Genomic DNA, 13,345 nt, shown 5'->3' on the forward strand with positions numbered 1-13,345 from the left:
ATTCTGTCAATACTATTTATTGATTTTTTAAAGACTTTAGATTATACTCATAATATTAATCCTTGATGTAGACAAAAATTTATATGCTTTTATTTTTAGAATTTTTTTTGATAAGTCTTTTTTGTTCTCTTTTTTTATTTATAAAAACAAGCTCTTTTATTGCCATTCCCTATTTTATCATTTTTTTCTCTATAGGTCTTTGGGATAATATGGTTAAGAACAAGCAAATCAAATTCATTGTTTTATTACTATTTGTTTTTTCAATAGCAGCTTTCGATAAGAACCTTGTGTTTTTTTCTCCCATACTTATGACTATAAATTTAGAAGAGTATCAAAACTGCGAAAGTTCGCAAAAAAAACTTTTGAGATACCTGCCTATCTTATGTCTTTTTTTAAATTTTGATTTAATATTTTTTATCTTTGCTCTTATAATCTTTTTTTATTCCGAAATTAAAAGACAATACCTTGCAAAAATCACGGAAGTAATAAACCTTAAGGATAAGCTTGCGGAAAATAAAATAAACGCAGAAAAAAGGGAAAGAATTCTACAAAATGACGTTTTAAAAAATGCCGAAATTTTAATCCTAGCCGAAAGAAATAGAATTTCCGGCAGTCTTCATAACTCCATAGGTCATACACTGAGTGCCGGTATTTTGCAGGTAAATGCCTTAAAGTACATATCAAACCAGCAAGAAGTAAAAGACAACTTAAATATTTTACAAAATGCTTTGGAAAACGGAATGAGTGAAATAAGAGAATGCCTCCATAATATGCACAATGATTCTTTTAACTTACAAACAGGTTTGGAAGGGCTTGCTGAAAACACAAAAAAACCTAAAATACAATTAACATATAAGGCGGATTCCATACCTTACGAATTAAAATACGATATTTTTTCAATAGTAAAAGAAAGCCTTTCAAATACTATTAAGCACAGCGGAGCAAGCGAATTCAAAATCAGCTTATTGGAACACATTGCATTTTATTCCCTTGTGCTTAAAGATAATGGATCGGGCTCTTTAGGTAAACCTGTTAATTACGGAATAGGATTAAAAGTTATAAAAGACCTTGTAGAAAAACATAGGGGTACGGTTAATTTTTATTCCGAAAACGGATTTAAAACCCATATTACTTTTCCGAAAATAAAAAAGGATAAACATAATGAAGATAATAATAGTTGATGATGATTGCCTTGTTGTTTCCTCTTTAAAAACAATATTAAAAGCCAACGGCTTCGATATTATTGCAACAGGCTCAAGCGGAAGTGAGGCGGTATTTTTATTTAACGAGCACAGACCGGACATTCTTTTAATGGATATAAGAATGGAAAATATGACAGGCATAGAAGCAAGTGAAAAAATTTTAGCTGAACATAAGGATGCAAAAATATTACTGCTTACAACCTTTAATGATGAAGAATATATTACAAAGGCTATTAACTTCGGATGTAAGGGATATATATTAAAACAAAATATAGATTCCCTTATACCTGCATTAAATGCTGTCGGTGCAGGGAGCATTGTATTCGATTCCGAAATAATATCAAAAATCCCGCAAACAAAACCGGCCCGCTCTCAATTTAAAGAAGATTTAAACGATAGAGAAACGGATATTTTAGAATTGGTTGCAGACGGCCTTAATAATAAAGAAATATCGAATCGGCTTAGTTTAAGCGAAGGAACTGTACGCAATTATGTTTCTTCAATATTGGAAAAATTAAATTTACGAGACAGGACTCAATTAGTCGTGTATTATTACACAAGATAGGAGGGCTCCAATTGAAAAGAGAAACAACCGGTAGTCAAAAATTTTTAGCTTGGTACGCAAGAGTTGTTCAAGAGCAAAAAAAAGGCCTCTATGACTTTAATCAAAAAATATATATTACGATTGTAAGCTTTGCAAATAATGATCTTCTAACAACTGCCTCAGCAGGAGCCTATAATTTTTTAATGTCGGCCTTGCCGCTTTTTATTTTAACATTAACAATATTACTAAGAGTTTTAAAACAAACTCCGGAGCAGGTAAAAAGCGCTATCCGCTCCCTTTCTATTTTTGAAAACACGGTAAACATAGACCGTTTTTTTTCTTTGCTTTTGAATATAAATACATTTTCGGTTTTTGATTTTATTGTTACCGTTTTTATTCTTTGGATGGCAAGACGTTTTTTTGCAACAATACAGCACAGCATAAGAAAGATATACCGCAAAAAAACAAAAAAAGCAGCCATAAAAACAAGCCTAACGGTTATTTTGGGAGAAGTAATTGTAGTTATTTTTTTAGTACTTTTATTTATCCTTTTAATTACAGCCTCTGCAGTTTTTAGAACAAATATAGTCCAATCCGTTTTTTCCAACAATATTGCTTTTTTGCTAAAAAACTTATTTATTTTTATTCCCCTTTTACTAATGCAGCTATTTACCTGCTTAATTTATTATGTTATGCCTCCTGTAAAACCGTCTTTTAAAAATGCTTGGACCTCTGCCTTAGGATGCACCCTATCTTATTTCTTTATAAAAGTATTTTTTATGCTTTTTAGATCTACAGCAAAATTTACAATCGTTTACGGAATCTTTACAAATGTCATCTTAGTTTTAATTCAAGTCTGGTTTTTCTTTGTATTCTTTGTATTCTTTGCTCAGTTTATGTATGTTAATCAGTTTTTTAACAGCTTTATTATTTCACAGCTTTACAGATTGCCTAAAGAAGACGCTCCCGGATTTTTTAATCAGCTTTTAAGGCACCTTTTTATAGAACCTCCAAAAGAATATAGAAAAAAAGCCATCGAAGTAAAAGCCGGCGAGGTAATATTCAATTACGAAGATGAGTCAAGCGAAATCTATTACATAATAGAAGGCTCGGTAAGAGTTACAACATCAAACAAGATTTTGGACTTGGAAAAGGGAGAGCTGTTTGGAGAATTCGCCTGCCTTTTAAACGGAAAAAGAACAGGGACAGCCGTTGCCTTAACCGACTGCCTTTTGGCTGTTGTTCCCGAAAATCTTTTTTTAGAAGCAATTTCAATTGATGGAAACGTATCACGGCAGGCCTTAAAAATTTTAGCCGAATCATTAATGGATTCAAATTAAAATTTTATAAAAAACGCTTTAGAAAAATCTAAAGCGGTTTTAAATATTTTTTCAATCTTTTCCTATTTAAAATTATATTTAGTCACTATCGGCTTTCTATTTTGACTAACATCATTAAAATATTCGTAAACACTGATGCCTAAGAATGAACCCATAATGTTTACTATATTTTTATAGCCCTTCCCTTTCAAAGCACAAAGAGCATTATAACTTCTTTGACCGGAGCGGCAATGTACATATACGGGCCTATCTTTCGGAATCTCATTCATTCTTTCACGCAGCTGACTTAAAGGAATATTTACGGCATTTACAAGATGACCTGCATCAAACTCCTTAGGCTCTCGCACATCAACAATAAAGGCATTTGACTCGACAAGCTCTCGCACCATTGTAACGGGAACCTGCTTATACACACCGTTTAAAATGTTTAAACCTACAAGAGCTGCATAGTTTACAACATCTTTTGCCGTACCGAACATAGGCGAATAACAAAGCTCCAGTTCTTTTAGATCCTCCAAGGTTCCGCCTAACATTATAAACGAAGCTATAACATCTATACGCTTATCTACATTTCCCTTACCGATAGCCTGTGCACCTAAAATCTTTCCCGAAGGCTTAGCAAAGATCAGCTTAAAGAAGAGGGGATTTGCATCAGGCATGAGGCCAACCTTGTCTCCCGGAATAACATAAGAACAATCATAGTTAATTCCCTGAGCCTGACACTCTCTTTCATTAAGACCGGTACATGCGGCATTATAATCAAAGCACTGAATAACGGCAGATCCGATAACTCCGGTATTTCGATGAGGAATGCCGTACATATCATCTGCTGCAGCCCTAGCCTGTCTTTGAGCAGGACCGGCAAGAGTGAGCCTTGTCTTTTTATTTGTTATAAAGTGATTTACTTCAATAGCATCTCCTACGGCATAAATATCCTCTACACTGGTGCGGTAGTTATGATCAACCAAGATAGCCCCGGAGTCTCCGAGCTTTATTCCTGCACTTTGAGCCAAGGAAACTTCGGGACGAACCCCCAAAGACATAACTACAACACCGGCATCAAGCTTTTTACCGCTTTCAAGAACAATGAAGCTGTCTCCTATTTCTTTTATGCCGTCACCTAAAACAAGGTTTAGGCCCTTATCATGTATTTCTTTATGAAGAATCTGGGCCATATCATAATCGAAGGGAGCCATAACTTGAGGAAGCTTTTCTACAAGAGAAACGTTTTTACCTGCAAGCTTAAAATTTTCTGCAACCTCAATGCCGATAAAACCTGCACCGATAACGGCTATGTCCTTTACATTGTTAGCGGTAACATAATCATCAAGTTTTTTGATATCCACAACATTCCTTACAGTAAAGACATGGGGCTTATCATACCCAAGTATAGCCCGCGGAACAACAGGGGCCGCCCCCGGTGAAAGCACCAACACATCATAAGGCTCTTCAAATTCTTTTCCGGCATTTAAATCTTTTACCTTTACGGTCTTTTTTGACGGATCAACCGAGAGAACCTCATGCGAGGTCTTTGCAATAATATTATATTGCTTTTTAAATTTTTCAGGCGTCATCAAAACAAGATTTTCGCTTTCAGGAACAATCCTGCTCAAGAAAAAAGGTAAGGCACAATTTGAAAAAGAGACATTAGGCCCCTTTTCAAACATAATGACTTCAGCATCTTCATCCAAGCGTCTAACCCTTGCTGCAACGGAAGCGCCGCCTGCTACGCCTCCTACAATTACAACTTTCTTTGCCATAAACTACTCCTTAAAATAAATTTTATCGCGTACTTATCTTTTCAAATATTTTTTTATAATACAGAGCAACAGAATCGTTTGGGAATATACCTAAAACCTTATCAAAGTATTTAGCGGCAGATTCAAGTCCTTCATTCGATAAAGCCTTTAAAGCACTTTCCATATAGGACTGAGTGCTGTATTTTAAATCTCGAATAAGGTCATCATCGCAATCATAAACCTCATACAAAAAAGTTTCCTTGTTCGATGAATTTTTAACCCTTTGTATGGGCCTGATATAATGCTCGGAAATATCATTAAGAGCCTCATAAATTCTATCGGAAATAATAATACAGGAAGAATACTTTTTCGTAGATTCCTGCAAGACCTCTGCGACGTGATAGGAATTGGAAATAATAATACTATCCATTCGTGTTGAATTCCCTATAGTGCCTAAAAGAATATCGCCCATATCAATTCCTATACCTATTTTGATGGGGGAAGAGTTAGGAGCTGCAATGCTGTTATTTCGAATAGCCTTTTGTATAGCTATTCCGCATAAAAGAGCGGCATTTGCACCATCAGGAAACAAAGCAAAAAAGCCGTCTCCCAAGTACTTCGTTATTACACCATTGTATTTACGAACAATGGGAGCTACCAATGCAAAATACTCATTCAATAATTCAAAAACTTGATTGGGAGCAAGTTTTTCTGAAGTGTGAGTAAAGGAGCGAATATCTATTGAAAGTATGGGCATTGTAAGCTCAACACTATCTCCCAGTTTAACATCAGTTATGGACTTTTTATTCAAAAGTTCTACAATTTGATCCGGCACAAACCGAATAAGAGACCTGTTTATAAGCTTCATTTCTACACTTAGGTCTTCTATTTTCTTTATCGAAGCGGAATAGTCATCCAACACCATTATCGACAATATAATAACTGCAAAAACCGTTCCTATCTGAATAAAAAATTCTCCCGGTATAATACCTAAAGAAACCAATAGGTCATAAACACCGAATAAAAATAATACGGATGTCGCAATAAATATCCACACGGAAAATTCTTTCTTTTTTTTCAGACCTATTATTGCGATGATGATAATATAACTTACACAAAACAAAGCAAAAATTTGGTAGTAAACCAATAAAAATGTTGAAACCTCAGGAGGAAGAACTATAGTTGAAACCGCATATAAAACCGATACTGATAATATAATTATATAAGGAATTTTATACCGCAATTTTAAAGCCGTACTTATAAAGACCGTAAATAAAATTATAGGCAGAGGAACAGTAACATACCTCATAATAAAATTAAATAACCATGGAGTATTAGGAAATAAAATAACAAAAATATGAGGATAAAAGAAAATCCCGCGTAAGGCCAGCACCATAGATGTCAAAGCAAACCAAATTACAAAGGAGGAATTTTTATGAAAAAATGAAAGCATAAAGAAAAATAAGGCAACCGAAAAAGTTACGGCAAATATCATACCATAAAAAATCAAGTCTTCTCTAAACATTGTCCCTATTTGAGCTGCCTCCCCCAAAATAATCGGGGCCGAAATATAACCTTTATTGTTAAAAAAATTGGAAACATTAATAACTATATTGGCAGTTCCGTCTTTTAACGGTCTAAAAGCTATTTGAGAAGATCTGGTTCCCGGACTTTCCGTTTCCCGATCTATACCGGGTTGTCCTTGACTTTCAAGATCTATTCCATTTATTACAATACTGCAGCTGCTAAAAATATGGGGAACATGAATTGCATAAATGGTCCCCGGATCCATACCATATAATTCTAAACCGTAAGATCCGTAACCAAACACATTCCCTAAATCCTTACTTAAAAAATCACCCGGCACCTTAACATAAACCTCTTCAGAACTATTTTTTAATGAATAAAACTGATTAGGTGTATAATATAAATCTCCGCTTAAAGAAAAAAGAGAAGAATCTGATAAAGTCTTAGCGGGAATATTTACCTTACCTTTTTTTACTTCCAAATCTATAATTTTTTGTTCATAAATAGGTTTAAACAAATTAGTTAAATACAAAAGAATAAATAAAAAACAAAAAGGGATAGAACCTAAAAATAACCTTTTCTTTTCGGCTGTCATAATTTTTTTACCTCATATATTCTAACCGGCTCATCCTTTCCTCTAAATCTTACCAAGCCGTTATATTCAAATTTTACTTCATTTAGAGGCAGATTAATTACATTTTTTTTGACAACTTCACTGATAAAAATATTTACTCCTTTTTTTAGAGCATAAAAATGAAGTCTGGAAGCAACATTAACAACATCGGATATAACGGTGCTGTCCATTCTTTCTTCTTCTCCAATAGTACCAAGCATAAGCCTTCCATAATGAATACCTACAGCAAGATCTATTTTAGGCAATTTACTTATTTCTCTGTCCATATTTTCAAACTGAACTATAGATTTAATTTCAAGCATACACTTTATAACATCATCTGCCGAACCATAAAAAAGAACCATTAAACCTTCAGTCAAGTATTTGTCAATAAATCCGTTATGGGCCTGAATAATAGGATTGATATTTGCAAGAGTATCATTATAAATTCTAAGAAGACTCAACCTTTCTTTTTCGGTTTCCAAGCCTGTATAAACACCTAAATGAATAAAGGCTATATACATGTCTTTTAAAATATTATCCCCCAACTTAATATCAACGTGTTTTTTTCTTAAAAAGCTCATAAATTCGTTAGGAACAAATTTTGCAAGAGCTTCGTTTGTAGCTTCTATCTGCTTCGTAATTCCGATAACCCTATTAGAGCTGTCCCTAAAATTATTCAAAACAACAATAGCCATCGGAATCAACAAGACTAAAACTCCTATATGTGATAGAAAAAAGCCCTGTATAATCCTATTTGCAATTAAAATATCCCTTATGCCTAAAATTAAAAAAATTGAAAATCCCGTCAAAAAAAGAATAGCCGATGTATCTTTTTTTAAAGCAGACCTGATGACGACTATTATATTATATGCGGCAAACAATAGAACATATATTTGAGCCGGCTGAAGAAGGATAGCAGAAACTCTCATGGGCGCAAAAATATTTATGATAATGTACAATATTCCGGGAAAAAGCATAACAACCCAATATCTGCTTTTTATTTTGCTAAAAAGGTTATGTATAAAAAATGATACAAAAATAATCCCCAATGAAAGTGTTATATAGCCTATTTTAAAAAGAGCTTCTCCGCTGATACCGGGTATTATTGTTGTAAGTAAAAATTCATCATAGCAGCAAATCCTTAAACAAAAATTAGCGGCCAACAAACCGAAATAAAGGGATTGTTTTTCTTTAGGATAAAAAATAGAAAGAGAAATAAAAAATGCAGCAGCCAACAAAAGTATACCGGCCAATATAGTAAGAGTTAAAACGCTTGCATTTTTTGCATTTAAAAGGGTAGAGTAAAAACCGAATTCTATGGGCTTTAAAAATCCGGCCTTATTATCACTAAAATTAGACACATGAAAAACTAATGTTACATCTTCCTTTCCAAAGGTCGGAAGGGTAATAAACGGAGCATCCCAATTAAAGGTTTCAAATTTGCGGGAATTACCTACAACACCGCTTCTATAAATTTCCTTACCTTCAAGGTATGCAATAAAGGCTGAAGAAACCGTTGCCGTTTTTATTGCATATACACCGTTTGAAGAAAGGTTTTTTATTTTTAAGGCATAGGTTCCATATCCGTAAACAGACAGCCCGTCTCCATACTTATGCCAAGATGTATTTATATTTTCATAACGGCTATATTTACCGAAATCTTCCAGAGGGTCTACAAATTTATTTGGAATAAAAATCCACTCCCCTTCAAGGACTTGTATATCGCCTACAGCAATATTTTCAGCATCAAATACCCCCTTTACAACAGTATCTAAAAGAGGCTCGGCAGGCTTTATGCATGACGATAAAAATAAAGCACAGATAAAAATTAGAGTAAACTTTTTCACATACTTACTCCATAAGTAAGAATCTTTCATACAACAAAAATATCCATAATTGTTATAGATATTGTTAAGATGATACAATAATATCGGATATTGTCAATAGGTGAACTAATTATTTGTCAACATCTATTTTAGTGACAAATCGGAAGATTTGTGGTAGAATACTGTATATAAAATTCATAGGGGGCTTTATGAATAAAATATTGCAGCAAATCGAAAAAATAGGGATTGTGCCGGTCATAGTTTTAGAAGATGAAAAAGATGCTCTCCAGTTGGGGAAATCGCTATCTAATGCCGGTCTTCTTTGTGCCGAAATCACATTTAGAACGGAAGCAGCCGAAAAAGCTATTCAAATTTTTTCAAAAAACTTTCCCGATTTTCTTGTAGGAGCAGGGACGGTCTTATCGCCCGAACAAGCCGACAAGGCTATTGCTGCGGGAGCCAAGTTCATCGTAAGCCCCGGATTAAACCCCAAGGTTGTAGAACACTGCGTCAAATCAGGATATCCGGTAATCCCGGGAGTTTCCACAGCCGGAGAAATAGAACAAGCCATGAGTTTCGGCCTTAATACCGTAAAATTCTTCCCGGCTGAGGCTGCCGGAGGCTTAAAATTTGTAAAGGCTCTTTCAGCCCCCTATCCGAACATAAAATTCATGCCGACAGGCGGAATAAACGCCCAAAATATTGCAGAATATGCAGCCTTCTCTAAGGTTATTGCTTGTGGCGGAAGCTGGATGGTTTCAAAAGAGCTTATAGAATCAGGTAATTTTAAAAAAATAGAAGAAGAATCGGTTCTTGCCTTAAAAAAGGTAAAAGAAGCCCGTAATCCTAAAAAAACAGCCTCATCTTCCGATTCAAAAACATCAAAGACTGCACAGCATCTATCTTCAAATAAAACACCGAGGGTTGTAACAATGGGTGAAATAATGCTACGCCTATCCCCTACAGGATTCAACCGCTTTGTTCAAGCCGACACCTTAGACTTGGTCTTCGGAGGGGCGGAAGCTAATGTTGCCGTTTCTTTAGCCAACTTCGGAATGGAGTCCTCATACATAACAAAACTCCCCTCCCACGAAATCGGTCAGGCAGCAGTAAACTCCTTACGCCGGTACGGTGTAGATGTTTCAGGCATAATCCGCGGAGGAAACCGAGTAGGTATCTATTTTTTGGAAAAAGGAGCCTCTCAGCGGGCATCCAAAGTAATATACGACAGGGCCAATTCTGCAATTGCCGAAGCCTCACCGAATGACTTTAACTGGAAAGAGATTTTCAAAGGAGCCTCATGGTTCCATTTTACGGGGATCACCCCTGCCTTAAGCAAAAACGCCGCCGAAATTTGCCTTGAAGCCTGCAAGATGGCAAGAACAATGGGAATTACCGTTTCATGCGACCTAAATTACCGCAAAAAACTGTGGAGCACCGAGGAAGCAAAAAAAACAATGAGCCGTATCTGCGAGTTTGTCGATATCTGTATTTCAAATGAAGAAGACGCTGAGAAAGTTTTCGGAATCACCTCAAAAAATACTGATGTAAATTCGGGCAAGCTGAACGAAAATGGCTATGAGGAAGTTGCTTCAGAACTGTGTAAAACTTTCGGCTTTAAAAAGGTAGGAATAACCTTGAGGGAATCAACATCAGCAAGCGAAAACAACTGGTCTGCAATGCTCTACACCGAAGGTAAAGCCTATTTCAGCAAAAAATATACAATGCAGGTAGTCGACCGATTGGGAGGCGGCGACAGCTTTGCTGCAGCCCTAATCTGTGCCGAACTAAAAGGCTTTTCACCTCAAGCCCAAATAGACTTTGCCTCGGCAGCCTCCTGTCTAAAGCACTCCATAAACGGCGACTTTAATCAGGTTTCATTCGATGAAGTTTTAACCCTTGCAGAAGGAGATGCCTCGGGCCGGGTACAGCGGTAAGGGCAACCATTATCTATCAAAAAAATATAAATTCTTTTTTCAATTTTACTATCCATTGCAAGCTCTTCATACAATAATTATGAAAGGGGAGAAATTTTCTCTTTTTAAATAATTTTTATGGAGGTTGATATGACACAACCGTTTAAAATAACCCTCCGTAACGACTATGCCTTTAAGCGTGTATTCGGAGTGGAAGAAAACAAGGATGTACTTCAGGACTTACTGGAATGTATATTAGACATTCCCCCTGAAACCATCTCAGGGCTGGAACTTCTGGATAAGGAGTTTCATAAGGAACTCTTAAGTGAAAAGTTAGGAGTTTTGGATATAAAACTAAGACTAAAAGATGGGACTTTTGTTGATATTGAGATTCAAAACAGATGGCACTTTGATTTCCCTGAAAGAACCTTGTATTATTGGTCTAAGATGTATAATGAAGGTGTAAAACAAGGCCAAGACTATACAAAACTTCCAAAGTGTATTACAATAAACTTAATAGGGGAAGGCTTTAATAAAAATAAGCGTTTGCATAATAAGTACGTTATTCTTGAACAAGACACAAAAGAGCCTTTAGTTTCAAAACTTGAGATACATATATTAAACCTTGAAAAGGCAAGGCTGTTAAAAGAAGGTCAGTGTAAGGATAATAAAACAAAACGCTTATTAAACTGGCTTAAATTTATCGAAACTGATAATCCGGAGGTAAGAAAGATGCTGGCAGAAACTTCTAAAGTAATGGCAAAAGCAAATGATAAAATTATAGTAATGGAAATGAGCCCGAAAGAAAAATGGCTCTATGACTCCCGCATGAAATATGAAAACGACAGGGCCTCATGTATAAGTGAGGGTTATCGCGAAGGTGTAGCACAAGGTGCTTACCAAAATAAGCTTGAAACTGCTGCAGCCTTTAAGCGGCTTGGTATTGATATTGCTAAAATAGCAGAAGGAACAGGCCTCAGCATTCAAGAAATAGAAAAACTGTAACAAAGGGCGAAGTACAAAGTCAGACATTCTCTTCATCTGTTACTTTTTAATAATATTTCTAAAAAGGGTTTATCTGTCCCTAACCGATAGAAAGTGTTTTTGTGGGCTTTTGTATATTTAAATAAAAGTCATCTCGTTTTTCAGGAATATGATGTACAATAAAACTATAAAATGAAGACATAAAGACATCGCCGATACAATAATTTTTTTGCGATGTCTTCCGGCCTTTCAGCTTTGTGTACCACATAAACGACGATCATCTAACATTGTTTTAAACCGCAAAGTCGGAGGTTTTGTCGGCTTTGAACACGGTATTAGGTGTTTTTAACATAAAAATTTTTCATTTTTCAAATAATCTGCTACATCATCAATTTCTGGATAAATGAATTTCTTATTTATATTCATTATATTTAATTGTGAAAGAATTTCAGATTTTACCTTATCAGGGATTACAAAAATTAGTTTTTTTGAACCTTTATTATATATATATTTATTTATATCTGCCGGCTTATTTTTTTCTATGCCCATACCGACCAACAAAAACAATCCTTGTTGATTTATAATACGTTTATTATCAAGCTTAACATGAACGATAAAACATTTATGCAAATCTTCATGGTTTATTATATCTAAAAAATTATTCTTTTCATATTTTATCTGATGTAATAAATAAGAAATATCCTCTTGCTTGTTGAATTCTTCAATAGGCAAACTCTCATCACCCACACAAAAATCACTAGGCATCATTGCAAGATTTGATACTATTGTAACAGCATCGCTATCGAAATATTTTTCTACACTACCATCAAGTGTTGTAAAAAAAATAATTTCACCATAATTCTTTTTATCAGAATTTTTTACTTTCTCACAAGCAAAATATAAGGCTATATATGGATTTCTTGTTAAATCCAACAATCTTGTTGGTGCATTATAATGTTGCATTTTTGTTAGTTTTTCCAATGTCGTAGTTGCATTATCAAAATCCTGTGGATTATTAATAAGCATTTCTTCTACAAATTCTTTTTCATGATTTATCCAGTTGCCTCTAAAAATACTTGGTTTAACTGGCCAATTAATATTTTGTTGACCACGATAATATATTTTTGATAACAATTCTTTCTTTAAAAGTTTTGTTGAAAATTGATTTACTGATTCAATTTTTTCAATACAAACTGTTTTTGCATCATAAATTATATCGTTATATATAACTCGAATATCAGCATTTTTATTTTCAGCTCGAATAATTCTTTCTATAAAATCTCTTTTTTTATTTATTTCATTTTCTTTGATTCGTGGAGAATGATTTTCACATTCCAGTTTAAAAGAAAATAGTGAAAGCAATTCATTATATATGGGTGAAGTTTTATTTTCTTTTTTTAATTTTTCATACTTTTCATGAAAAGACATTTTCTTTGTTATACGTTCTTTTCTTAAACAAGTTTCATTATATTTTTGCAAAGCGAAAGTAATTCGATTTGAAATTCTTAAATCATCTGCATGTATATGAACATATCCATTTTCTTTGAATATTTCATCATATATTTTTATAAAATCATTCATTTTTTCCTCTAAATTGCCGTAGGCGTCCATCCAACATTCGCTTAACCCGGATTTGCGGCTTGTTCGCAAT

9 protein-coding genes are annotated in these 13,345 nt (G+C 34.5%); 5 read left to right on the forward strand and 4 right to left on the reverse strand.

All coding sequences use genetic code 11. The annotated features are described in order from the left end of the window. Nucleotides 1-83: 83 nt before the first annotated feature. The 3 genes from E4O04_RS00865 to E4O04_RS00875 are packed head-to-tail and all read left to right on the forward strand — an operon-like array spanning nt 84 to nt 3,086. Nucleotides 84-1,181: a sensor histidine kinase gene (locus tag E4O04_RS00865; RefSeq protein WP_253709077.1), complete on the forward strand. Its 1,098-nt coding sequence runs from the start codon at nt 84-86 to the stop codon at nt 1,179-1,181. Then, nucleotides 1,162-1,767, forward strand: a complete 606-nt coding sequence (locus E4O04_RS00870; RefSeq protein WP_253686316.1) for a response regulator — start codon at nt 1,162-1,164, stop codon at nt 1,765-1,767. The genes E4O04_RS00865 and E4O04_RS00870 overlap by 20 nt, the downstream gene beginning before the upstream one ends. A gap of 11 nt (nt 1,768-1,778) precedes the next feature. Beyond that, a complete protein-coding gene (locus E4O04_RS00875; protein ID WP_253709080.1) occupies nt 1,779-3,086 on the forward strand; it encodes a YhjD/YihY/BrkB family envelope integrity protein in 1,308 nt (435 codons plus the stop codon). Nucleotides 3,087-3,148: 62 nt separating this feature from the next. On the opposite strand, the gene E4O04_RS00880 is transcribed toward E4O04_RS00875, so the two are convergent. Genes E4O04_RS00880 through E4O04_RS00890 form a run of 3 tightly spaced genes read right to left on the reverse strand, consistent with a single transcriptional unit; the run spans nt 3,149 to nt 8,815 of the window. Then, nucleotides 3,149-4,846: an FAD-dependent oxidoreductase gene (locus tag E4O04_RS00880; RefSeq protein WP_253709083.1), complete on the reverse strand. Its 1,698-nt coding sequence runs from the start codon at nt 4,844-4,846 to the stop codon at nt 3,149-3,151. A gap of 22 nt (nt 4,847-4,868) precedes the next feature. Then, nucleotides 4,869-6,947 (reverse strand): adenylate/guanylate cyclase domain-containing protein, encoded by a 2,079-nt coding sequence (locus E4O04_RS00885; RefSeq protein WP_253709085.1) that lies wholly within the window; start codon nt 6,945-6,947, stop codon nt 4,869-4,871. After that, nucleotides 6,944-8,815, reverse strand: coding sequence for an adenylate/guanylate cyclase domain-containing protein (locus E4O04_RS00890; RefSeq protein ID WP_253709087.1), 1,872 nt, complete (start codon nt 8,813-8,815; stop codon nt 6,944-6,946). Before E4O04_RS00890 ends, E4O04_RS00885 begins: the two co-directional genes overlap by 4 nt. A 188-nt stretch (nt 8,816-9,003) precedes the next feature. Between E4O04_RS00890 and E4O04_RS14100 the strand changes: the two genes are divergently transcribed. Both E4O04_RS14100 and E4O04_RS00905 read left to right on the forward strand, forming a co-directional pair. Beyond that, a complete protein-coding gene (locus E4O04_RS14100) occupies nt 9,004-10,731 on the forward strand; it encodes a KHG/KDPG aldolase/sugar kinase fusion protein (protein WP_305880130.1) in 1,728 nt (575 codons plus the stop codon). 129 nt (nt 10,732-10,860) lie between these two features. After that, nucleotides 10,861-11,715, forward strand: coding sequence for an Rpn family recombination-promoting nuclease/putative transposase (locus tag E4O04_RS00905; protein WP_253709089.1), 855 nt, complete (start codon nt 10,861-10,863; stop codon nt 11,713-11,715). A 324-nt stretch (nt 11,716-12,039) separates the two neighbouring features. Here the strand turns inward: E4O04_RS00905 and E4O04_RS00910 are convergent, their stop codons facing one another. Beyond that, complete coding sequence (locus tag E4O04_RS00910; protein WP_253709091.1) at nt 12,040-13,275, reverse strand: FRG domain-containing protein; 1,236 nt, start codon at nt 13,273-13,275, stop codon at nt 12,040-12,042. Nucleotides 13,276-13,345: the final 70 nt, after the last annotated feature.

Origin of the sequence: Treponema sp. OMZ 799, from assembly GCF_024181365.1 — a bacterium.
GTDB lineage: Bacteria > Spirochaetota > Spirochaetia > Treponematales > Treponemataceae > Treponema_B.